This window comes from Duganella guangzhouensis (genome assembly GCF_009674535.1).
Taxonomy (GTDB): Bacteria; Pseudomonadota; Gammaproteobacteria; order Burkholderiales; family Burkholderiaceae_D; genus Rugamonas; species Rugamonas guangzhouensis.
Genome location: NZ_WKJK01000004.1, coordinates 424,857 through 449,031 on the forward strand (window position 1 = coordinate 424,857; position 24,175 = coordinate 449,031).

8 protein-coding genes are annotated in these 24,175 nt (G+C 65.8%); 5 read left to right on the plus strand and 3 right to left on the minus strand.

The features are described 5' to 3' along the window. Positions 1-16: 16 nt before the first annotated feature. Both GJ699_RS10605 and acpA read right to left on the minus strand, forming a co-directional pair. Positions 17-2,065 (minus strand): glycoside hydrolase family 97 protein, encoded by a 2,049-nt coding sequence (locus GJ699_RS10605; RefSeq protein WP_154375842.1) that lies wholly within the window; start codon positions 2,063-2,065, stop codon positions 17-19. Positions 2,066-2,206: 141 nt separating this feature from the next. Then, positions 2,207-4,348: an acid phosphatase gene (gene acpA / locus GJ699_RS10610; RefSeq protein WP_154375844.1), complete on the minus strand. Its 2,142-nt coding sequence runs from the start codon at positions 4,346-4,348 to the stop codon at positions 2,207-2,209. Positions 4,349-4,497: 149 nt separating this feature from the next. On the opposite strand from acpA, the gene GJ699_RS10615 reads away from it, so the two are divergent. Together GJ699_RS10615 and GJ699_RS10620 are read left to right on the plus strand one after the other, a co-directional pair. Beyond that, complete coding sequence (locus tag GJ699_RS10615) at positions 4,498-5,733, plus strand: cytochrome-c peroxidase (RefSeq protein WP_154375846.1); 1,236 nt, start codon at positions 4,498-4,500, stop codon at positions 5,731-5,733. Positions 5,734-5,779: 46 nt separating this feature from the next. Continuing rightward, the gene (locus GJ699_RS10620) at positions 5,780-8,383 is read left to right on the plus strand and encodes a polysaccharide deacetylase family protein (protein WP_154375848.1); all 2,604 of its coding nucleotides are present in this window, start codon (positions 5,780-5,782) and stop codon (positions 8,381-8,383) included. Between the two features lie 96 nt (positions 8,384-8,479). On the opposite strand, the gene GJ699_RS10625 is transcribed toward GJ699_RS10620, so the two are convergent. Next, positions 8,480-9,076 (minus strand): DJ-1/PfpI family protein, encoded by a 597-nt coding sequence (locus GJ699_RS10625; RefSeq protein ID WP_154375850.1) that lies wholly within the window; start codon positions 9,074-9,076, stop codon positions 8,480-8,482. An 84-nt stretch (positions 9,077-9,160) separates the two neighbouring features. Between GJ699_RS10625 and GJ699_RS10630 the strand changes: the two genes are divergently transcribed. The 3 genes from GJ699_RS10630 to GJ699_RS10640 all read left to right on the plus strand — a co-directional run bounded on the left by GJ699_RS10630 (position 9,161) and on the right by GJ699_RS10640 (position 24,087). Continuing rightward, positions 9,161-10,138, plus strand: a complete 978-nt coding sequence (locus GJ699_RS10630; protein ID WP_154375852.1) for a GlxA family transcriptional regulator — start codon at positions 9,161-9,163, stop codon at positions 10,136-10,138. An 8-nt stretch (positions 10,139-10,146) separates the two neighbouring features. Further along, positions 10,147-10,536, plus strand: coding sequence for a hypothetical protein (locus tag GJ699_RS10635; protein ID WP_154375854.1), 390 nt, complete (start codon positions 10,147-10,149; stop codon positions 10,534-10,536). Positions 10,537-11,193: 657 nt separating this feature from the next. Next, positions 11,194-24,087 carry an SPM autocatalytic domain-containing protein gene (locus tag GJ699_RS10640; RefSeq protein WP_154375856.1) on the plus strand — a complete coding sequence of 4,298 codons (12,894 nt, stop codon included), beginning with the start codon at positions 11,194-11,196 and terminating at the stop codon, positions 24,085-24,087. Positions 24,088-24,175: the final 88 nt, after the last annotated feature.

The window sequence follows — 24,175 nt, forward strand, 5'->3', positions numbered from 1 at the left end:
CGTTATAGCTCGCGGTTCAGCGTAGCGGTGTGAGGCGGATTGCCTGGCCGCCGCCGGGTGCCAATTTCAGTGTCAACACGCTGGCGGCGGTCACCGTTTTTTTCTCGATGACGAGGTCGTAGCGGTGCTTGTTGCGGTAATCGGCCTGTGGGCCGTCGCGGTAGATTTCGGCCGTGTAGCGCTTGCCTGCATCGAGGAAGCTCAGCGGCAGCGACAGCGTGCGCGCCTTGCCGTCGGTAATCGAGCCGACATACCAGTCGTCCGAGCGGCGGTCCTTGCGGGCGATGGTCGCGTACTCGCCCAGTTGGCCGTGCAGCACGCGGGTATCGGACCAATCGGTCGGCACGTCCTTGATGAACTGGAAGGGACCGGGATATTTCTCGTAGTTTTCGATCAGATCGGCCGCCATCACCACCGGCGAATAAATCACCACAAAGCTGGCCAGCTGCTTGGCCTGAGTCGAATTGATCGGGCGGCCTTTGACGCCCTCCAGGCTGAGGATGCCCGGCGTGTAATCCATCGGCCCGCTCAGCATGCGCGTGAACACCAGATTGACCTCATGGTCGACGCTGTTGATCGGGTTGCCCCAGGCGTTGTACTCCATGCCGCGCGCGCCCTCGCGCGAAATCCAGTTCGGGTAGGTGCGGCGCAGGCCGGTGTCCTTGATCGGCTCGTGGGTATCGATCGCCAGTTTGTAGCGCGCGGCTTCGGTCACCGCCTTCAGGTAATGGCGCGCGCCTTCCTGCGAATCGGTGTAGCCGAAGTGGGTGCTGCCGTTGGGGCCGGGGAACAGCGCGGTGCCGGCATCGGTCACATAGCCGGACTTGATGCTATCCACGCCCAGCTTCGCGTATAGCTGATAGCCGGCGTCCATCTGCTGCTCGTAGCGGGCGATGTTGCCGCCGGTTTCATGATGGCCGATCAGGCGCACACCCTTGGCGCGCGCGTAGTCGGTGACGGCCGGCAGATCGAAATCCGGATACGGCTGGGTGAAGCTGAAAGATGAACCGCTACCGGACCAGTTGCCATCCCATCCCAGATTCCAGCCCTCGACCAGCACGCCACGGAAACCGTTGCGGGCGGCGAAGTCGATATAGCGTTTGGTGTTGGCGGTGGTGGCGCCGTGTTTCGGCCCCGCGCCCCAGGTGCTCTGCTCCAGATGCATCTCCCACCACACGCCGACAAACTTGCCTGGCTGAACCCAGGACACATCGCCCAGCTTGTTGGGCTCGTTCAGATTCAGCACCAGATCGGACATGTAGAGGCCGGCGGCATCATCGGCAATCTGCATGGTGCGCCAAGGCGTGGTGAAGGCGCCGTGGCGCTCGACCGGCGGGCCGAAGGCGGACGGCGTCAGCTGCGCGCGCAGTGTCTGACCGGCCACCTTGCGCAGCCACATCGACGCGTAATCGACCAGCGCCGCCTCGTGGAAGGCGATATGGGTGCCATCGGCGGTGCGGATCGTTATTGGCGTATTGGCGGTGCCGACTTCGGCCAGCGGAGTGCGGCGTATTGGATACTCCAGCGCCGCCTTTTCGCCGGCCTCCTGCCACCAGGCGGTGGCGACGGGCGCGACCACGAACTCGGTCAACTCATCGCTGATCTGCGTCAGCGGCAACTGCGGCTGCTCGGGGAATTCGTAACGGAAGCCGACGCCATCGTCGAACACACGGAACACCACAGCCATTTTGCGGCCGTCCTGATCCTTCTGCACCAAGTCGAGACGCAGTTCCTGATAATGATTGCGGACGAAGCGACGTTCGCCCCAAGGCTGTTCCCAGGTATCGTCATGCGCACTGACGGCGCTTGCGGCCAACGCAAAGCCCTGATCCATCTGCGGCGCGTTCGCCAGCAAAAAGCCCAGCCGCGACGGCGCGATCAGCAGCTTACCCTTGCGCAACACCTGATACGTCAAGCGGCCGCCATCCTCCAGCTGCACCTTAACGCTCAGCGCATGCGAAGGCGAATCAACGCTACCCAGCACCTCCGCATGAAGCGGCGCCCAAGCCGTCAACAACAGGCCACAAAAAAGCGCCCTCAAGGCGCGCAAAGAAAGATAGCTCATAGGTCTCCAAGAAATTGTTTTCCCAGATTCTATGGCAAAAACTCCGGGGTCAGGTCCATCATTTCTACACGAGCCCAGCTGTAGCCGTACGGCTACAGCTGGGCTCGTGTAGAAATGATGGACCTGACCCCGGAGTGGGGGTTACTCCTGTGGCGTCAGGGCGAGGGCGCCGCTGAAGTCGCCCATCGGTTTGGCGCCGCTGGCGGCCAGCGCTTTGTCGCGGGTCGTCAGGCCGGCCAGCACCGGCAGGTTGAAGCGGTGGGTGATGGCGCGCAGGATCGAGGCGGAGTCATACTGGGTGTGGTCGACCGTGCCTTTTTTGACGAACGGCGAGACGATGATCGCCGGTACGCGCGTGCCCGGACCCCAACGGTCACCCTTCGGTGGCGCGGCGTGGTCGTAGAAGCCGCCGTTTTCGTCGTAGGTGACGATCACCAGCATGTTCTTCCACTGCGGGCTGGCTTTCAGCTTGGCGATGACGTCGGCGATGTGGGCGTCGCCATCCGATACCGAGGCGTAGCCGGCGTGCTGGTTCAGGTTGCCCTGTGGTTTGTAGAACGCCACCGCCGGCAGCGTGCCGTTGGCCACGTCGGACACGAACTGGCTGTCGTAATCCTTCAGGTGGGCGGCGCGGTAGGCCGGGTACTTCACCGGGTCCATATTGGCGAAGTAGTTGAACGGCTGATGGTGGAACTGGAAGTTAGGCGGATTGGCAAACGTGGTGCGCGAGGCCGAGGAGGCGTTGGCCAGCGAGCTGCTCCAGGCGCCGGCGTACCAGGCCCAGTCGATGCTCTTGGCCGTCAGCAGGTCGCCGATGTTGGTCTGGGTCTGCGGTGGCAGCGTGGTCGATTTGCTGGTGTCGGCGTACAGGCGGGTGCTGTCGGCCGATGCCGGCGCGTTCGAGCTCGGCTGGTACGGCGGCTGCATGGTGTTGACCGCGTAGAACATGCCGGTCGAGTCGGCCGGGGTGATGGCGCCGTCATTGGCGTACGATGGCGCGCCGTTCAGGGCGCTGCTCGGCGCGGTGGTCGATGGCGTCAGGCGCACGAAGTTGCCGTTGGCGTCGGTGTCGATCTTGGCGATCGAGCCGGAGGCCACCGAGGTGTCGGCGTTCGGGTATTGCGGCGCGCAGGCGCAGATCAGGTACTGGTGGGTCAGGAACGAGCCGCCGAAGGCGCCGATGAACAGGTTGTCGGCCAGCGCGTATTGCTTGGCGATGTCCCACATCTTCATCTTGCTGCCGTCGTAGTAGCCCATGGTCAGGCCGCCAGCGTCGGAGTAGGCCGCGAACTTGTCGTTCAGGCCGCCGTTGATTTGCATCTGGTTGTTGTAGAAGCGGTGCACCAGGTCGCGCGTGATCACCGATTGCGGAATCGCGATGGCGCTGTTGGCGTCGTCGATCTGGAATGGCTTGTTGGCCAGGCCGGTCGATTGCGCCTGGGTGATCACCAGGCTTTGGCCGGCGGCGGTCATGCCGCCCCAGGTCGGTGGCAGTACCGACAGCGTGCTGCCGTCGACGTCTTTCTGCGCCACGTAGCTGCTGGACGAGGTCGGGTTCACGCCGGGTACGCCGTTGGCGCCGGGGAACAGGCCGTACAGGTTGTCGAAGCCGCGGTTTTCAGCGTAGATGACGACGATGTTTTTGATGTTGCCGAGCGCGGCGCCGGCGCTGACGGCGGCGGTGGTGTCGGCGGTGGTGCTGAGGCCGGCCGCAGTGGCGATCACGGCGGTGAAGATGTCGTTTTCGGCTTTCAGCTTGGTCTGGTCGTCGCCGCTGACTTTGTTGATGTCGGCCAGCAGATTGGATTCGGACACGCCGATGCGGGCCGCCAGCTGGGTGCGCGCGGTGGCGAAGTTGCCGCCGTTGGCGTCCATGATGGCAGTCAGCTCGGTGCTGATGGCGTCGATGAAGCCGGTGTGGCCGTTCGGGGCGCGGAACACCAGTTTCTGCGTGACCTTGGTGCCGGCGTCGCCCAGCGCGTCGTGGCGGATGGCGTCGGTGCCGACCGTGACCAGCAGCGCGCCGCTGTTGGTGCCGGTGACCTTGAAGCTGCCGTCGGCGCCGGTGCGCACGGTGCCGGTGCTGGAATCGCAGGTGAATTTGGTGCTGCTGCTTTCCAGGCAGACCACGGCGTTTTCATAATAGCTGCCGACCACCTGGCCGGTCAGGGTGGGGACGCTGTCGTCGTGCGAGCTGCCGCAGGCGATCAGGCCGGCGCCGATGCCGGCTGCCGCCAATACCAGCGGCAGCGGACGCAATACCGTTTTCAGAGTATTTTTCATTGTTCTGCCTAGAAGTGGGTGGGGTGAAAGCGGCTCATGCTAGGTAGTAAATATTTCAAGATGATGAAATGGAATGATTGCGAAAGTATCGTTTTGTATCAGCCTATGGCTGTCATGTAGCTGTCATGTCGGTTTGCTAGGCTGCGCGCATGAAAATTATTTATACAGTTGTCGCCGCAACGCTGCTGGCCGCTTGCCAGCCATCCACGCCGCCCGCCGCCAGTGCTAGCGCCAAGGCCGCCGACCCGGTCCGCGCCGCCTACGCGCCACGTGCCGGCCGCCAGCCCACTGTGCCTGAGCTGACCGCGCTGGGCCGCGCCATGTTCAACGAGGTGTCGCTGTCGGCATCCGGCAAGCTGGCCTGCGCCAGTTGCCACAGCCCGGACAATGCCTACAGCCCCAACAACAAGCTGGCGGTGCAGCTGGGCGGCGCCGATGGCAAGACCGAGGGCACGCGCGCTGCGCCGTCGCTGCGCTATATCCAGAACGTGCCGGCCTTCACCGAGCACTATCACGATGACGATGGCGACGACAGTGTCGATGCCGGCCCGACCGGCGGCCACAACTGGGACGGCCGCACCCAGTCGGCGCATGAGCAGGCGCTGGGGCCGCTGTTGTCGGCGCGCGAGATGGGTAATCAGGACGAGGCGGCGGTGTTGGCGCGGCTGCAGGCCGGTCCGCTGGCGCCGCAGTTCCGCCAGGTGTTTGGCGCCGATATCTTCAGCCAGCCCAAGGCCGCGCTACAGGGCGCGCTGATGGCGCTGGAAGTATTCCAGGAAAGCCCGTCCGACTTCTATCCGTACAGCAGCAAGTATGACGCCTTCCTGCGCAAGCAGACCACGCTGTCGGCGCAGGAGCTGCGCGGCATGAACCTGTTCAATGACGAAACCAAGGGCAATTGCGCGTCCTGCCACATCAGCCGCATTTCGCCGGGCGGGGTGTTCCCGCAGTTCACCGACTACGGCCTGATTAATATCGGCGTACCGCGCAACCGCAAGCTGGCGGTCAACGCCGATCCGGCGTATTACGATCTCGGCCTGTGCGGCCCGGACCGCACCGATCTCAAGGATCACAAGGAATATTGCGGCGCCTTCAAGACGCCATCGCTGCGCAACGTGGCGCTGCGCAAGGCCTATTTCCACAATGGCAGTTTCAGCAGCCTGGAGGAAGTGGTGCGCTTTTACGCCACCCGCGACACCGCGCCCAAGCAGTGGTATCAGGGCCGCAAGTTCGACGACCAGCCGGCCGGGCTGGATGGCAACGTCAATATGGAAGCGCCCTTCGGCGGCAAACCGGGCAGCAAGCCGCTGCTGAATGCGCGCGAAATCGCCGACATCGTGGTCTTCCTGCACACGCTGACTGACGGCTATCAAGTGAAAAATTAGCAAAAATGTCATAGAATGCGGATTCCGTTGCTTTGAAGAATTGCCAATGAAATCCAAGTTGATGATCGCCGCCGCAGTGGCGGCGCTGGCCGGCGCGGCGCTGACCTTGTACCGTCACCAGCCACCCACCGCGCCGCTTGCCACGACGGCCGCCGCCGTGCCTGCCGTGCAACCCGAGTTGCAGGCGTTGCTGGCCAACTACCGCAAGATCATCGTGCTGCTGGCCGATGAGAAAACGCTGAGCGATAGCGAGCGCAAGGCCGCCAATCAGGTTGGCCAGTCACTGTTCCATGAAAATCTGGAACGCCTGGCGCGCCTGCAGCCGCTGCTGGCGCAGACCCAGGCGCTGCCGCCGGCCCAGCGCGACGCCGCCGATGATGCGCTGCTGTCATATATCGAGTCCGCGCCCGGCCTGTACGACGCCGACCGGCTGGCCTTCCGCGAAGTGCTGCTGGCGCTGCAAAAGCTGGCAGCCGCCGACCAGACGCTGCCGGCCATCAAGCTGCACAAGCGCGTCAGCGAAGACCTGGCGGCGCTGGAGGATATCGAGAAGCAGTACGACAAGGAGATCAGCGACATCTTCGCGCGCTTCGAGGCGCGCGCCATCACGCCCAAGCGCGAAAAATGGGATGACTACATCGCCCATCTGCGCAAGCTGTACAGCCTCGAGCAGATTATGAAGGACTACGGCGTGATCATGCCGTATCCGCAGCCGCAGGCCGCCGCCGCGCCGGCCAACAAGGAAATCTTCGGCAACGCGCTGCCGCCGAAAACCGTGGTGCTGACCTTTGACGACGGTCCGCATGGCACTTATACCGAAGAAATCGCCGCCATCCTCAAGCAATACAATGTGCCGGGCGTGTTCTTTGAAGTCGGCCAGAACGTCGGCCGCTACAAGGACGAGAGCAAGCGCCTGATTGACGCCGGCCATGCGGTGGGCAATCACAGCTACAGCCACGCGTTGCTGTCGAAACAGAGCGGCGACAAGCTGTACGGCGAAATCGCCAATGCCGATAGCGCGCTGAAGGCGGCCGATGCGCGCCGTTCGCCGCTGTTCCGCTTCCCGTATGGCGCACACAACGCCGAAGGGCTGGCCATCCTGAGCCAGCTGGGGCTGCGCTCGGTGATGTGGAATGTTGATTCGATGGACTGGGCCGATCCGGTGCCGAGTTCGATCGCCAACCGCGTGCTGAGCACGCTGGACAAGGAAAAGCGCGGCATCATCCTGTTCCATGACATCCACGACCGCAGCGTCAAGGCGCTGCCGATGGTGCTGGACAAGCTGATCGCCGACGGCTACAGCTTCGCCGGCTGGGATGGCCAGGACTTCAAGGTGATGCGCGGCGCACAGCCCGAGCCGGAAAAAATCGCCGTCAGCACCGGCTATGCCAACAGCTACGCGGTGGTGATCGGCATCAACGATTATCAGAAGTGGCCCAAACTGCAGTACGCGGTGCAGGACGCCAAGGCGATCCGCGAAACGTTGGTCAACCGCTTCGGCTTCGACAGCGAGCGCGTGTTCACGCTGAGCAATGGCGAAGCGACCCGCAACAACATCCTGGCGGTGTTCCACGATAAGCTGGCCGATGCCAGGCTGAAGAAGGATGACCGCATCTTCGTGTTCTTCGCCGGTCATGGCGCGACGCGGCAACTGTCATCCGGCCGCAACCTCGGCTACATCATCCCGGCCGACTCCGATCCGCAGCAAGTCAGCGTCGACGCGATCCCGATGACCGATTTACAGAACATTGCCGAAAGTCTGAACGCCAAGCACGTGCTGTTCGTCATGGACGCCTGCTACAGCGGCCTGGGCCTGACGCGCGGCGGCGGCAGCAACGCCTTCCTGCGCGACAACGCCCGTCGCATCGGCCGCCAGATGCTGACCGCCGGCGGCGCCGACCAGATGGTGGCTGATGGCGGACCGGGCGGGCATTCCGTGTTCACCTGGACCCTGCTGCAGGCGCTGAACGGCAAGGCCGACCTCAATGGCGACGGCCTGATCACCGCCACCGAACTGGCGGCGTATGTGGCGCCGGCGGTGTCCAGCGTGTCGCAGCAGACGCCGGCGTTTGGCAGCCTGCCGGGCTCCGAGGGCGGCGAATTCGTGTTCCAGCTGCCGGCCGAGGCCGAGTTCCTCAACGCCCAGTCAACGCAGCTGGGCGCCGACGCGATCGCCCTCAACAGCAAGCTCGACAGCGGCCGCAGCCAGCAAACCGACGGCAACACCGTCGTCATCAAAAACCTGCAGGGTGGCGAGCAGAAGATCGCCGCGCCGCAGCCGGTGGACGCCTCGGCGCGCCAGTTGGCGCAGCGCGCCAACGACAAGGGGCTACAGCTGTACAAGGAGAAGCAATACGCGGCGGCCGAAGCGGCGTTCACCGAAGCGCTGAAATACCGGCCCGATTTCGGGCTGGCGGCCAACAACCTCGGCTTCGTGTACTACAAACAAGAAAAATATGCCGAAGCGGCGCGGTGGTTCGAAAACACCATCCAGATCGACGCCTCGCGCGCGATCGCCTACCTGAACCTGGCCGACGCGCGGCAAAAGCTGAACGACAGCGACAAAGCCAAAAAAGCCTACGCCAGCTTCCTCGAACTGGCGCCCAACCACCCCAGCGCCGGCTACGCCCGCGAACAGCTGAAAAAATAACTCCGGGGTCAGGTCCATCATTTCTACACGAGCACAGCCGTTGCGGCAACGCCGCAACGGCTGTGCTCGTGTAGAAATGATGGACCTGACCCCGTCTTAGGGGTATTCCATTTGGCGGGCGGTGGCGCTGGCCAGGGCGGGGCTGGCCAGACGGGATACCAGGTGCAGGCTCATGTCGATGCCGGCGGCGATGCCGCCGCTGGTGACGATGCGGCCGTTGTCGATCCAGCGGCGGTCGCCGCGTACCCGTACTTGCGGCCAGCCGGCTTGCAGCTCGGCCTGGTCTTCCCAGTGGGTGGTGGCTTCCTGCCCGTCCAGCAGGCCGGCTTCGGCCAGCAGCAGGGCGCCGGTGCAGACCGAGGCCACCAGTTCGCAGTCGCGCGCCATGCCGGCGATCCAGCTGATGACCTCGGGCCGCGCCAGCTCGGCGCCGACCACGCCGCCGGGGATGATCAGGACGTCGATCGGGCCGGCGTCGGCAAACACGGCTTCCGGACGCAATTCCAGCCCGGCACGGGCGCGCAGCGGGCCGCGCGCCGGGCCGGCGCCGATGGTGCGCACGCGGAATGGCGCGGCGGCGTCCGGCGTCAGTTTGGCCGCCACCCGGGTGGCGCAGGTGAAGACCTCGTACGGTCCGGCGAAGTCCAGTACTTCGACGTTGTCAAATACGTAAATGCCTACGGTGCGCGTCATGCCGGCCTCCTGATGTGGTGATGCTTGCATGCTGCCAGCGCTGTCGTTGACATAAATGACATTGATGGTGGAATATCTGCCATCATGACGCCCATTTCTATCTGGCTGCTGGTCTATCCCGGCTTTCTGCTGCTGGACGCCACCGGTCCCGCCCAGGTGTTTTCCACCGCCAACGACGAGGCGCGCGACGCCGGCTTGCCCGAGCCCTATCAAATCCGCATGACTTCGGCCGATGGCGGCCTGGTGATGTCGACCGCCGGCGTGGCGCTGCAGACCGAGTCGCTGCCGCCGCCCTCCGCGCTGGACGGCGCGACGCTGATCGTGGCCGGCGGCCGCGGCCTGGAGCGCGACGCCAGCCCGGCGCTGGCGGCGCCGTTGCTGGAGTGGGTGGTCACTAGCGCCGCATGCGTTGCGCGCTGCTGCTCGGTATGTACCGGTGCCTTCGTGCTGGCGCGCGCCGGTCTGCTGGATGGCCGCCGCGCCGTCACCCACTGGCAGGATGTGGCGGCGCTGCGGGCCCAGCATCCGGCGGTGACGGTGCAGGAGGATGCGATCTATATCAAGGACGGTCATATATATAGTTCGGCCGGGATCGCGGCCGGCATGGATCTGGCGCTCAGCCTGGTCGAGGAGGATGGCGGCCGCGCCGCCGCGCTGGCGGTGGCCAAGCGGCTGGTGGTGTTTTTCAAGCGTCCCGGTGGTCAGCGCCAGTTCAGCTCGGAGCTGCTGGCGCAGGCCGATCCGCAGGGCTTGCACGGCCAGCTGACGGCCTGGCTGCGCGCCCGCCTGACCCGGCAACTGGATGTGGAGCAGATGGCGGCCGCGTTCGCGCTGTCGGTGCGCACCCTGCACCGTCGCCTGCGCCAGGAGGCCGGGGTGACGCCGGCGCAGCTGTTGCTGCGGCTGCGCATGGAGGCGGCTTGCGCGCTGCTGGAGCGGCCCGGCATGACGGTCAAGCGCGCCGCCCAGCAGAGCGGCTTCGGCAGCGAGTACAATCTGCGGCGCGCGCTGGTCGCGCAGCTGGGTGTGGCGCCCAGCGACTATCAATCGCGTTTTGGATGAGCACAGCTATGCAGGCAGTCGAAAAATGGTGGGCCCAAGTGTTGTTGCTGAACAGCGGGTTGGCGCTGGCCGTCAGCCTGGGCCTGCTGGGCGCGCCGTTGGCCGAGGGCGACGCCGGGCTGGTGTTTGGCGCCGCCATGCTGGGTTTTCTGGCGGCGGTGCTGGCGCTGGCGCTGCGCCGCCATCCGGCCGGGCTGTGGGGCGGCCTGGCGTATTACGCGGTGCAGGTGATCGCCTATACCCCGATCGGCGGTGGCGCCGGCTGGAGCGTCAGCGCCGGTCTCAGCATCGGATTGGTATTGCATTTCTCGCAAGCGATCGTGGTCGTCAACCTGCTGGCGCTGGTTTTCCTGGTTGGCACGATTGCCTTATTGATCAGACGCCGGCGCCACACCTGATCCCTTCAAGTTTCCTTCCGTCATCATCCTGTCACACCGCCGGCGCACAGTAGCGTTGGAATCGTTTACGCCGCCCACCAAAATTTCCACAAATAAAGCTGAATCAAGATTCATGTTTGATGCTTCACAACCATGCTCAAAAAGCAGGTTGCAAGCATGAGACAGCGCTTGAAATAAGTTCTTATCGGAAATTACCTGAGCTATACTGGAAAGCCGTACTGCGGTTATTCGTTGCTTACGGGCATGTTAAATTAAGTAAAAATTAAAGAAAATCAGCCACTTAGAGCTAATCAGGGTATCTCAAAAAAAGGTTTATCCACGGGAACAAGTTTACTTAGTGGAAGATTCGGTTTGGTCGCCTTGTACTAAAACAGGTCCCGCCCACGCGCAGTTGTGACGTGGAAAATGCTTGGTGAATTGCAACTTTATTGCGTTGATGCGAGGCAATATTTATAGGCGCGGTTTACTAAAGTCAGCGTGTTTGTTGACGATAAGCATTGTATGCAGGGGGCCGTGGTACGGGTTTCAGGCAGCACTCAGGTTAATTACGGCAATTCAGCCACAGCGTGAAAATGCGGAGACGACGGATACAGGGCCGTCGTCCCCGCGTTTTTTGTACAGCAATCGATAGCAGAGCCCCTTTCAGGAGAAATACAAATGACCGTCCCAGCAGATTACACAACGGACCAGATCGCCAGTCTGACGACGCAACAAATTAGTGTGCTGACGACGGCAGACATGGCCTCGCTTAGTTCCGACCAGATTGGGGCGCTCACCACGATCCAGGCTCCTGTGCTCAGCTCGACCCAACTGGGCGCGATTACCACCGCGTCGCTGCAGGGCTTGACCACCGCCGACGTGGCGGTGCTGTCGACCGCCGCCGTCAATGGCTTCAGCACCAACCAGATCAAGACCCTGAGCACCGACCAGATCGTTGCGCTGACCAGCAATCAGGCAGGCGCGCTAGCGACCCAGCAAGTGGCCGCGCTGACCACCGATGGCCTGGTGGCGCTGGAAACCGCTGACCTTGCAGCCCTGAAAACCGCCGCTATCGCCGTCCTCAGCTCGAACCAGATCAAAGCCCTGACCACCGCGCAAGTGGTGGCCCTGACCACGGCCGAAGCCAACGCGCTGACCACCTCTCAGGTCAGCAACCTGGGCACCGACCAGGTGGTGGCGCTGGAAACCGTCGACCTGAACGCCCTGAAAACCGCCGCCATCGCCAGCCTCAGCACGAGCCAGGTGGCGGCCCTGACCACCGCCCAGATCAACGCCCTGGCCACCGCCCAACTGGTGGCACTGAGCACCGCCAACGTCGCCAGCGGCCTGACCACCGAACAGATCGTCGCGCTGACCTCGTCGCAACTGGCGTCGCTGGGCACCGCCCAGGTGGCCGCGCTGTCGACCAACAACGTGGCCGCGATCGAGACCGCCGACATCGTGGGCCTGACCACCGCCGGCATCGCCGCACTGAAATCGGCCCAGGTGGCCGCGCTGACCACCGACCAGGTCGCCACGCTGTCGACCAACCAGATCATTTCCCTGAGCACCGCCAGCCTGAGCGGCCTGAGCACCGACCAGATCGTTGCCCTGACCACCAACCAGGCGGGCGCGCTGACCACCCAGCAAGTGGCCGCGCTGTCGACCAACAACATCGCCGCGCTGGAAACCGTCGACTTCGCCGCGCTGAAGACGGCCTCGATCGCCGCGCTGTCGACCAACCAGATCAAGGCTCTGACCACCGACCTGATCGTCGCGCTGACCACCGCCGAAGCCGCCACCCTGAGCAGCACCCAGATCGCCGCCTTCAGCACCGACAACATTGTGGCGCTGGAAACCATCGACCTGGCCGCGCTGAAAACCTCGGCCATCGCCGCCCTCAGCAGCGCCCAGGTGTTGGTGCTGACCACCAACCAGATCAAATCGCTGTCGACCAGCGCACTGGTGGCACTGACCACCGCCAACATCGCCAGCGGCCTGACCACCGACCAGATCGTCGCGCTGGGCTCGTCGCAAGTGGCGGCCCTGACCACCGCGCAAGTGAGCGCGCTGTCGACCAACAACGTGGCCGCGATTGAAACCGCCGATCTCGTCGGTCTGACCACCGCCGGCGTCGCCGCGCTGAAATCGGCCCAGGTCGCCGCGCTGACCACCGACCAGATCGCCACGCTGTCGACCAACCAGATCATTGCCCTGACCACCGCCGGTTTGAGCGGCTTGAGCACCGACCAGATCGTTGCGCTGACCACCAACCAGGCTGCCGCGCTGACCACGCAACAAGTGGCGTCGCTGTCGACCAACAACATCGCCGCGCTGGAAACCGCCGACCTGGCCGCACTGAAGACCGCTTCGATCGCCGCGCTGTCGACCGGCCAGATCAAAGCGCTGACCACCAACCAGATCGTTGGCCTGAACACCGCAGAAGCCGCCACGCTGAGCAGCGCCCAAGTGGCCGCGCTGGGCACCGACAGCGTCGCCGCACTGGAAACCGTCGACATCGCCGCCATCAAGACCGCCTCGTTCGCGGCCTTGAGCTCGGCCCAAGTCGCCGCCCTGACCACCGCGCAGGTGAACACCCTGCCGACCGCCCAATTGGCCGCGCTGAGCACCAACGCCATCGCCAACGGCCTGACCACCGACCAGGTGGTGGCGCTGACCTCGGGCCAACTGGCCGCGCTGACCACCGCCCAAGTGGGCGCGCTGTCGACCAACAGCGTCGGCGCGATCGAAACCGCCGACATCGTGGGCCTGACCACCGCCGGCATCACCGCGCTGAAATCGGCGCAAATCGCCGCGCTCGGCACCGGCCAGGTGGCCGCGCTGTCGACCAACCAGGTGATCGCACTGACCACCGCCTCGGTGTCCGGTCTGAGCACCGACCAGGTGGTGGCGCTGACCACCGCCCAGGCTGCCGCGCTGACCACCCAGCAAGTGGCCGCGCTGTCGACCAACGCGATTGCCGCGCTGGAAACCGCCGACTTCGCCGCGCTGAAAACTGCCGGTATCGCCGCGCTGTCGACCAATCAGATCAAAGCCCTGACCACCGACCTGACCGTCGCCCTGAGCACCGCCGAAGCGGCCGCCCTGAGCAGCGCCCAGATCGCGGCGCTGAGCACCGACAATGTCGCCGCGCTGGAAACCGTCGACCTGGCCGCCATCAAGACCGCCTCGTTCGCGGCCCTGAACAGCGCGCAAGTCGCCGCCCTGACCACCGCCCAAGTGAATGGCCTGGCCACCGCCCAGCTGGTATCGCTGAGCACCAACGCCATCGCCAACGGCCTGACCACCGACCAGGTAGTGGCACTGACCTCGACCCAATTGTCGGTCATGACCACCGCGCAAATCGGCGCGTTGTCGACCAATAGTGTCGGCGCGATTGAAACCGCCGACATCGCGGGCATCACCACCGCCGGCATCGCCGCGTTGAAATCGGCGCAGATCGCCGCGCTCGGCACCGGCCAGGTGGCCGCGCTGTCGACCAATCAAGTGATCGCACTGACCACCGCCTCGGTGTCCGGTCTGAGCACCGACCAGGTGGTGGCGCTGACCACCGCCCAAGCTGCCGCGCTGACCACGCAGCAAGTGGCCGCGCTGTCGACCAACGCGATCGCCGCGCTGGAAACCGCTGACTTCGCCGCGCTGAAAACCGCCGCCATCGCCGGCCTGTCGACCAACCAGATCAAAGCCCTGACCACCGACCTGACCGTCGCCCTGAGCACCGCCGAAGCGGCCGCCCTGAGCAGCGCCCAGATCGCCGCGCTGGGTACCGACAACGTGGCCGCGCTGGAAACCGTCGACATCGCCGCCATCAAGACCGCGTCGTTCGCGGCCCTGAACTCGGCCCAAGTCGCCGCGCTGACCACCGCCCAAGTCAATGGCCTGGCCACCGCCCAGCTGGTATCGCTGAGCACCAACGCCATCGCCAACGGCCTGACCACCGACCAGGTGGTGGCGCTGACCTCGAACCAACTGGCCGCCATGACCACCGCGCAAATCGGCGCGCTGTCGACCAACAGTGTCGGTGCGATTGAAACCGCCGACATCGTGGGCATCACCACCGCCGGCATCGCCGCGCTGAAATCGGCGCAAATCGCCGCGCTGGGCACCGGCCAGGTGGCCGCGCTGTCGACCAACCAGGTGATCGCACTGACCACCGCCGCCGTGTCTGGCTTGAGCACCGACCAGGTGGTGGCGCTGACCACCGCCCAGGCCTCGGTGCTGACCACGCAGCAAGTGGTGGCGCTGGCGACCAACGCCATCGCCGCGCTGGAAACCGCTGACTTCGCCGCGCTGAAAACCGCCGGTATCGCCGCGCTGTCGACCAATCAGATCAAAGCCCTGACCACCGACCTGACCGTCGCCCTGAGCACCGCCGAAGCGGCCGCCCTGAGCAGCGCCCAGATCGCCGCGCTGGGTACCGACAACGTCGCCGCGCTGGAAACCGTCGACCTGGCCGCCATCAAGACCGCCTCGTTCGCGGCCCTGAGCAGCGCGCAAGTCGCCGCGCTGACCACCGCCCAAGTCAATGGCCTGGCCACCGCTCAGCTGGTATCGCTGAGCACCAACGCCATCGCCAACGGCCTGACCACTGACCAGGTGGTGGCACTGACCTCGAACCAACTGTCGGCCATGACCACCGCGCAGATCAGCGCGCTGTCGACTGACAACGTGGGCGCGATTGAAACCGCCGACATCGTGGGCATCACCACCGCCGGCATCGCCGCGCTGAAATCGGCCCAGGTGGCCGCGCTCGGCACCGGCCAGGTGGCCGCGCTGTCGACCAACCAGGTGATCGCGCTGACCACGACCGCCGTGTCGGGCCTGACCACCGACCAGGTGGTGGCCCTGACCACCACCCAGGCTTCGGTACTGACCACGCAGCAAGTGGCCGCGCTGTCGACCAACGCGATTGCCGCGCTGGAAACCGCTGACTTTGCCGCGCTGAAAACCGCCGCCGTGGCCGCGCTGTCGACCAACCAGATCAAAGCGCTGACCACCGACCTGACCGTCGCTCTGAGCACCGCCGAAGCGGCCGCCCTGAGCAGCGCCCAGATCGCCGCGCTGGGTACCGACAACGTCGCCGCGCTGGAAACCGTCGACATCGCCGCCATCAAGACCGCCTCGTTCGCGGCCCTGAGCAGCGCGCAAGTCGCCGCCCTGACCACCGCGCAAGTCAATGGCCTGGCCACCGCCCAGCTGGTATCGCTGAGCACCAACGCCATCGCCAACGGCCTGACCACCGACCAGGTGGTGGCGCTGACCTCGAACCAACTGGCCGCCATGACCACCGGTCAGATCGGCGCGCTGTCGACCAACAGCGTCGGCGCGATTGAAACCGCCGACATCGTGGGTATCACCACGGCTGGCATCGCCGCGCTGAAATCGTCGCAAATCGCCGCGCTGGGCACCGGCCAGGTGGCCGCGCTGTCGACCAATCAAGTGATCGCACTGACCACCGCCTCGGTGTCCGGTCTGAGCACCGACCAGGTGGTGGCGCTGACCACCGCCCAAGCTGCCGCGCTGACCACCCAGCAAGTGGCCGCGCTGTCGACCAACGCGATCGCCGCGCTGGAAACCGCTGACTTCGCCGCGCTGAAAACCGCCGCCATCGCCGGCCTGTCGACCAACCAGATCAAAGCGCTGACCACCGACCTGACCGTTGCCCTGAGCACCGCCGAAGCGGCCGCCCTGAGCAGCGCCCAGATCGCCGCGCTGGGCACCGACAACGTGGCCGCGCTGGAAACCGTTGATCTGGCCGCCATCAAGACCGCCTCGTTCGCGGCCCTGAGCAGCGCCCAAGTCGCCGCCCTGACCACCGCCCAAGTGAATGGCCTGGCCACCGCCCAGCTGGTATCGCTGAGCACCAACGCCATCGCCAATGGCCTGACCACCGACCAGGTAGTGGCGCTGACCTCGACCCAACTGTCGGCCATGACCACCGGTCAGATCGGCGCGCTGTCGACCAACAGCGTCGGCGCGATTGAAACCGCCGACATCGTGGGCATCACCACCGCCGGCATCGCCGCGCTGAAATCGTCGCAGATCGCCGCGCTCGGCACCGGCCAGGTGGCCGCGCTGTCGACCAACCAGATCGTCGCCTTCACCACGGCTGGCATCTCCGGTCTGAGCACCGACCAGGTAGTGGCGCTGACCACCAGCCAGGCCGCCGCGCTGACCACGCAGCAAGTGGCCGCACTGTCGACCAACGCCATCGCCGCGCTGGAGACTGCTGACTTCGCCGCGCTGAAAACCGCCGCCGTGGCCGCGCTGTCGACCAACCAGATCAAAGCCCTGACCACCGACCTGACCGTCGCCCTGAGCACCGCCGAAGCGGCCGCCCTGAGCAGCGCCCAGATCGCCGCGCTGAGCACCGACAATGTCGCCGCGCTGGAAACCGCCGACATCGCCGCCATCAAGACCGCCTCGTTCGCGGCCCTGAACTCGGCTCAAGTCGCCGCGCTGACCACCGCCCAAGTGAATGGCCTGGCCACCGCCCAGCTGGTATCGCTGAGCACCAACGCCATCGCCAACGGCCTGACCACCGACCAGGTGGTGGCGCTGACCTCGACTCAACTGTCGGCCATGACCACCGCGCAAATCAGCGCGCTGTCGACCGACGGCGTGGGCGCGATCGAGACCGCCGACATCGTGGGCATCACCACCGCCGGCATCGCCGCGCTGAAATCGGCGCAGATCGCCGCGCTCGGCACCGGCCAGGTGGCCGCGCTGTCGACCAACCAGGTCATTGCGCTGACCACCGCCGCCGTGTCTGGCCTGAGCACCGACCAGGTGGTGGCGCTGACCACCGCACAGGCTTCGGTACTGAGCACCCAGCAAGTGGCCGCGCTGTCGACCAATGCGATCGCCGCGCTGGAAACCGTGGACTTCGCCGCGCTGAAAACCGCCGCCGTGGCCGCGCTGTCGACCAACCAGATCAAAGCGCTGACCACCGACCTGACCGTCGCTCTGAGCACCGCTGAAGCGGCCGCCCTGAGCAGCGCCCAGATCGCCGCGCTGGGTACCGACAACGTCGCCGCGCTGGAAACCGTCGACATCGCCGCCATCAAGACCGCTTCGTTCGCGGCCCTGAGCAGCGCGCAAGTCGCCGCCCTGACCACCGCCCAAGTCAATGGCCTGGCCACCGCCCAGCTGGTATCGCTGAGCACCAACGCCATCGCCAACGGCCTGACCACCGACCAGGTGGTGGCGCTGACCTCGAACCAACTGGCCGCCATGACCACCGGTCAGATTGGCGCGCTGTCGACCAACAGCGTGGGTGCGATCGAGACCGCCGACATCGCGGGCATCACCACCGCCGGCATCGCCGCGCTGAAATCGTCGCAGATCGCCGCGCTCGGCACCGGCCAGGTGGCCGCGCTGTCGACCAACCAGATCGTCGCCTTCACCACGGCTGGCATCTCCGGTCTGAGCACCGACCAGGTAGTGGCGCTGACCACCAGCCAGGCCGCCGCGCTGACCACGCAGCAAGTGGCCGCGCTGTCGACCAACGCCATCGCCGCGCTGGAAACCGCTGACTTCGCCGCGCTGAAAACCGCCGCCGTGGCCGCGCTGTCGACCAACCAGATCAAAGCGCTGACCACCGACCTGACCGTCGCCCTGAGCACCGCCGAAGCGGCCGCCCTGAGCAGCGCCCAGATCGCCGCGCTGGGTACCGACAACGTCGCCGCGCTGGAAACCGTCGACATCGCCGCCATCAAGACCGCGTCGTTCGCGGCCCTGAACTCGGCCCAAGTCGCCGCGCTGACCACCGCGCAAGTCAATGGCCTGGCCACCGCCCAGCTGGTATCGCTGAGCACCAACGCCATCGCCAACGGCCTGACCACCGACCAGGTGGTGGCGCTGACCTCGAACCAACTGGCCGCCATGACCACCGCGCAAATCGGTGCATTGTCGACCAACAGCGTGGGCGCGATTGAAACCGCCGACATCGTGGGCATCACCACCGCCGGCATCGCCGCGCTGAAATCGGCACAGATCGCCGCGCTGGGCACCGGCCAGGTGGCCGCGCTGTCGACCAATCAAGTGATCGCGCTGACCACGACCGCCGTGTCGGGCCTGACCACCGACCAGGTGGTGGCGCTGACCACTACCCAGGCGTCGGTACTGACCACGCAGCAAGTGGTGGCGCTGTCGACCAACGCCATCGCCGCGCTGGAAACCGCTGACTTCGCCGCGCTGAAAACCGCCGCCGTGGCCGCGCTGTCGACCAACCAGATCAAAGCGCTGACCACCGACCTGACTGTCGCTCTGAGCACCGCCGAAGCGGCCGCCCTGAGCAGCGCTCAGATCGCCGCGCTGGGTACCGACAATGTCGCCGCGCTGGAAACCGTCGACATCGCCGCCATCAAGACCGCCTCGTTCGCGGCCCTGAACTCGGCCCAAGTCGCCGCGCTGACCACCGCCCAAGTCAATGGCCTGGCCACCGCCCAGCTGGTATCGCTGAGCACCAACGCCATCGCCAACGGCCTGACCACCGACCAGGTGGTGGCGCTGACTTCGACCCAACTGTCGGCCATGACCACCGCGCAGATCAGCGCGCTGTCGACCAACAGCGTGGGCGCGATTGAAACCGCCGACATCGTGGGCATCACCACCGCCGGTATCGCCGCGCTGAAATCGTCGCAAATCGCCGCGCTCGGCACCGGCCAGGTGGCCGCGCTGTCGACCAACCAGGTGATCGCGCTGACCACCGCCGCGGTGTCCGGCCTGACCACCGACCAGGTGGTGGCGCTGACCACCGCCCAGGCCTCGGTGCTGACCACGCAGCAAGTGGTGGCGCTGTCGACCAACGCCATCGCCGCGCTGGAAACCGCCGACTTCGCCGCGCTGAAAACCGCCGCCGTGGCCGCGCTGTCGACCAACCAGATCAAAGCGCTGACCACCGACCTGGTCGTGGCCCTCAGCACCGCCGAAGCGAATGCCCTGAGCAGCGCGCAAGTGGTTGCTCTGAGCACCGACAACATCGCCGCGCTGGAAACCGTCGACCTGGCCGCGCTGAAAACCGCGTCGTTCGCCGCGCTGACCTCGGCGCAAGTGGCCGCCATGACCACCGCCCAGATCAACAACCTGGCAACCGCCCAGTTTGCTGTGATGAGCACCGCCGACGTCGCCAACGGCCTGACCACCGACCAGGTGGTCGCGATGACCTCGCAGCAGTTCGCCGCGCTGACCACCGCACAGATCGGTGCGCTGTCGACCAACAGCGTGGGTGCGATCGAGACCGCCGACATCGTGGGCATCACCACCGCCGGTATCGCCGCGCTGAAATCGGCCCAGGTGGCCGCGCTCGGCACCGGCCAGGTGGCCGCGCTGTCGACCAACCAGGTGATCGCGCTGACCACCGCCGCCGTGTCCGGCCTGACCACCGACCAGGTGGTGGCGCTGACCACCGCCCAGGCGTCGGTGCTGACCACGCAGCAAGTGGCCGCGCTGTCGACCAACGCCATCGCCGCACTGGAAACCGCCGACTTCGCCGCACTGAAAACCGCTGCGGTGGCCGGTCTGTCGACCAACCAGATCAAAGCGCTGACCACCGATCTGATCGTGGCCCTGAGCACCGCCGAAGCGAATGCCCTGAGCAGCGCGCAAGTGGTTGCCCTGAGCACCGACAACATCGCCGCGCTGGAAACCATCGACCTGGCCGCGCTGAAAACCGCGTCGTTCGCCGCGCTGACCTCGGCGCAAGTGGCCGCCATGACCACCGCTCAGATCAACAACCTGGCAACCGCCCAGTTTGCTGTGATGAGCACCGCCGACGTCGCCAACGGTCTGACCACCGACCAGGTGGTCGCGATGACCTCGCAGCAGTTCGCCGCGCTGACCACCGCCCAAGTTGGCGCGCTGTCCAGCAACAACATCGCTGCGATCGAAACCGCTGACATCGTGGGTATCAGCACCGCCGGCGTCGCCGCGCTGAAATCGACCCAGGTGACCGGCCTGACCACCGCCCAGGTGGCCGCGCTGACGGTGACCCAGATCGCGGCGGTGAGCACCGCTGCCTTCCGTGCCCTGACCACCGACCAGGTGGTGGCGCTGACCACCGCCCAGGCGGCAACGCTGAGCACCGCCCAAGTGGCAGCGCTGAGTACCGACGCCGTGGCCGCGCTGGAAACCGCTGACTTCGCCGCACTGAAAACCGCGGCTGTGGCCGGCCTGTCGACCGCCCAGATCAAGGCGCTGACCACCGACCAGGTAGTGGCGCTGACCACCGCCGAAGCGAATGCGCTGAGCAGCGCGCAGGTGGCGGCCCTCCGCACCGACGAAGTCGCCGCGCTGGAAACCGTCGACCTGGCCGCGCTGAAAACCGCGTCGTTCGCCGCGCTGACCTCGGCGCAAGTGGCCGCCATGACCACCGCTCAGATCAACAACCTGGCAACCGCCCAGTTTGCTGTGATGAGCACCGCCGATGTCGCCAACGGTCTGACCACCGACCAGGTGGTCGCGATGACCTCGCAGCAGTTCGCCGCGCTGACCACCGCCCAAATTGGCGCGCTGTCCAGCAACAACATCGCTGCGATCGAAACCGCTGACATCGTGGGCATCAGCAGCGCCGGCATCGCCGCGCTGAAATCGACCCAGGTGACCGGCCTGACCACCGACCAGGTGGCCGCGCTGACGGTGACCCAGATCGCGGCGGTGACCACCGCCGCCTTCCGCGCGCTGAGCACCGATCAGGTGGTGGCGCTGACCACCGCCCAGGCGGCAGCGCTGAGCACCGCCCAAGTGGTGGCGCTGAGCACCGACGCCGTGGCCGCGCTGGAAACCGCTGACTTCGCCGCACTGAAAACCGCTGCCGTGGCCGGCCTGTCGACCAACCAGATCAAGGCGCTGACCACCAACCAGGTGGTGGCGCTGACCACCGCCGAGGCCAATGCGCTGAGCAGCGCGCAAGTGGCTGCCCTGAGCACCGACGCCGTGGCGGCGCTGGAAACCGTCGACATCGCCGCGCTGAAAACCTCGTCGTTCGTGGCGCTGAGCACCGCGCAAGTGGCGGCGCTGACCACCGCCCAGGTGCAAAACCTGGCGACCGCGCAGTTCGCTGTGATGAGCACCAACGATGTGGCCAACGGCCTGACCACCGACCAGATCGTGGCGATGACCTCGCAGCAGTTCGCTGCGCTGACCACCGCCCAGGCTGGCGCGCTGTCGACCAACAACGTGGCCGCGATTGAAACCGCGGACATCGCCGGTCTGACCACCGCTGGTGTCGCCGCGCTGAAATCGAGCCAGGTGGCTGCCCTGACCACCGGTCAGATCGCCGCGCTGTCGACCAACCAGGCACTGGCCATCACCACCAGCGCGATCAAGGCGCTGAGCACCGACCAGGCGGTGGCACTGACCACCGCCCAGGCTTCGGTCCTGAACACCCAGCAAGTGGTGGCGCTGAGCACCGACGCCATCGCCGCGCTGGAAACCGCTGACCTGGCCGCGCTGAAAACCGCTGCCATCGCCGCGCTGACCACGGCCCAGGTCAAGGCCCTGACCACCGACCAGGTCAAAGCCCTGACCACCGGCCAGGCCAACGCCCTGAGCAGCGCGCAAGTGACCGCGCTGACCACCGACAACGTGGCCGCGCTGGAAACCGTCGATCTGGTGGCGCTGAAAACCGGTTCGTTCGCTGCGCTGAGCACTGCGCAAGTGGCGGCGCTGACCACCGCGCAAATCAACAGCCTGGCGACCGCGCAACTGGCGGTGATGAGCACCAACGATGTGGCCAACGGTCTGACCACTGCGCAGATCGTCGCGCTGACCTCGCAGCAAGTGGCGGCGCTGACCACCGCCCAGGTGGGCGCGCTGTCGACCGACAACGTCGCCGCGATTGAAACCGCCGACATCGTTGGCCTGACCACCGCCGGCGTGGCCGCGCTGAAATCGGCGCAGATCACCGCGCTCAGCACGGCCCAGGTGTCGACCCTGTCGGCTACCCAGACTGTGGCGCTGACCACGGCGGCCTTCTCGGCGCTGAACAGCGACCAGATCGCGTCCATCACCACCGCCCAGGCTGCCGCGCTGAGCTCGCAGCAAGTGGTGTCGCTGTCGACCACCGCCATCGCCGCGATTGAAACGGCCGACTTGAACGTGCTGAAAACCGCCGCCGTGGCTGCGCTGACCAGCAACCAGTTCAAGGCGCTGACCACCGACCAGATCAACAATCTGTCGACCAGCAGCGTGGCGGTCCTGACCACCTCGCAGCTGAGCAACGCCCTGACCACCGACCAGGTGGTGGCGCTGACCTCGAACCAGGTGAGCGTGCTGAGCACGGCCCAGGTGCTGGCCTTCTCGACCAACAATATCGCGGCCATCGAGACCGCCGATATCGTGGCGCTGAAGACCACCGCCCTGGCCAGCCTGCGCACCGCCCAGGTTCAGGCGCTGAGCACCGACCAGGTGAGCGCGCTGACCACCGCCCAGGTGGCCGCGCTGAGCACCGCCGCGGTGTCGGCCGGTCTGACCACCGCCCAGGTGGCGGCGCTGTCGAGCAACCAGTTGAACGCACTGAGCACCAACCAGCTGCGCGCACTGTCGACCGCCAACATCCAGGCGCTGGAAACCAACGACCTGCAAGCGCTGGCCACGGCCTCGTTCAAGGCGCTGAGCACCACGCAGCTGGTCAAGCTGACCACCGACCAGATCGTGGCGCTGACCACCGGCCAGATCAAAAACCTGAGCTCGTCGCAAGCCAATGCGCTGACCTCGACCCAGGTGGCGGCGATGAGCACGGCGCAAGCGTCGGCCCTGTTCAACGCCACCCACGGCATCTCGCCGATCGTGCTGGATCTGAAGGGTGACGGCATCACCACCCTGGCGGCCAGCAACGGCGTCAGCTTCGACCTGAATGCCGATGGCACCAAGGAACAAGCCGGCTGGGTTGGCGGTGGCGACGGTCTGCTGGTTCTGGACCGCAACGGTGACGGCATCATCAACGATGGTAGCGAGCTGTTCGGTACTGGCACCACGCTGGCCGACGGCAGCAAAGCCGCCAACGGTTACGATGCCCTGGCCGAGCTGGACAGCAACGGCGACGGCGTGATCGACAGCAAAGACAGCGCCTACAGCAGCCTGCAGGTCTGGGTTGACAGCAACGCCGACGGCATCAGCAGCGCCGACGAGCTGAAATCGCTGAAAGACCTGGGCATCACGCAGCTGAGCCTGACGGCAACGGTGGATGGCAGCAGCAGCAACGGCAACACGGTGGGTCTGAGCTCGACCTACACCACCGCCGATGGCGCCACCCATGCCGCCGCCGACGTCTGGTTCGCGGTCAGCAGCACCAGCGACCTGAGTGGTTCGGTCAGCAGCGTGTCGGCAGCACTGTCGAGCTTCAACGCCACCAGCAGCACGGCCGAGAACGCGACCAAGCTGGAGATGCCAACCGCGAACACCACGGCTGTCGCAGCCCTGGCCGCCGCGATCGGCAGCTACGACAACAAGCTGACCGCCGCGTCGAACCAAGCCTCGACGGAAGAAACCCAGCGTCTGAAATCGCTGCTGGGCGGCAACCATACGCAAGGCTACCTGGCTGCCAAGTAAGCCACACGCTTAGCGTCAAGAACGGCAAGGCCTGCGGGCCTTGCCGTTTTTTTTTTACGCGTCGAACAGCGCGGGAAACGGGCTTGTT

What these genes read in the sequence shown, in the direction of transcription:
- GJ699_RS10635 (WP_154375854.1), top strand. Translation starts at nt 10,147, where the DNA reads ATGCAGGCAGTCGAAAAATGGTGGGCCCAAGTGTTGTTGCTGAACAGC.
- GJ699_RS10605 (WP_154375842.1), bottom strand. Translation starts at nt 2,065, where the DNA reads ATGAGCTATCTTTCTTTGCGCGCCTTGAGGGCGCTTTTTTGTGGCCTG.
- GJ699_RS10640 (WP_154375856.1), top strand. Translation starts at nt 11,194, where the DNA reads ATGACCGTCCCAGCAGATTACACAACGGACCAGATCGCCAGTCTGACG.
- GJ699_RS10625 (WP_154375850.1), bottom strand. Translation starts at nt 9,076, where the DNA reads ATGACGCGCACCGTAGGCATTTACGTATTTGACAACGTCGAAGTACTG.
- GJ699_RS10630 (WP_154375852.1), top strand. Translation starts at nt 9,161, where the DNA reads ATGACGCCCATTTCTATCTGGCTGCTGGTCTATCCCGGCTTTCTGCTG.
- GJ699_RS10615 (WP_154375846.1), top strand. Translation starts at nt 4,498, where the DNA reads ATGAAAATTATTTATACAGTTGTCGCCGCAACGCTGCTGGCCGCTTGC.
- GJ699_RS10620 (WP_154375848.1), top strand. Translation starts at nt 5,780, where the DNA reads ATGAAATCCAAGTTGATGATCGCCGCCGCAGTGGCGGCGCTGGCCGGC.
- acpA (WP_154375844.1), bottom strand. Translation starts at nt 4,348, where the DNA reads ATGAAAAATACTCTGAAAACGGTATTGCGTCCGCTGCCGCTGGTATTG.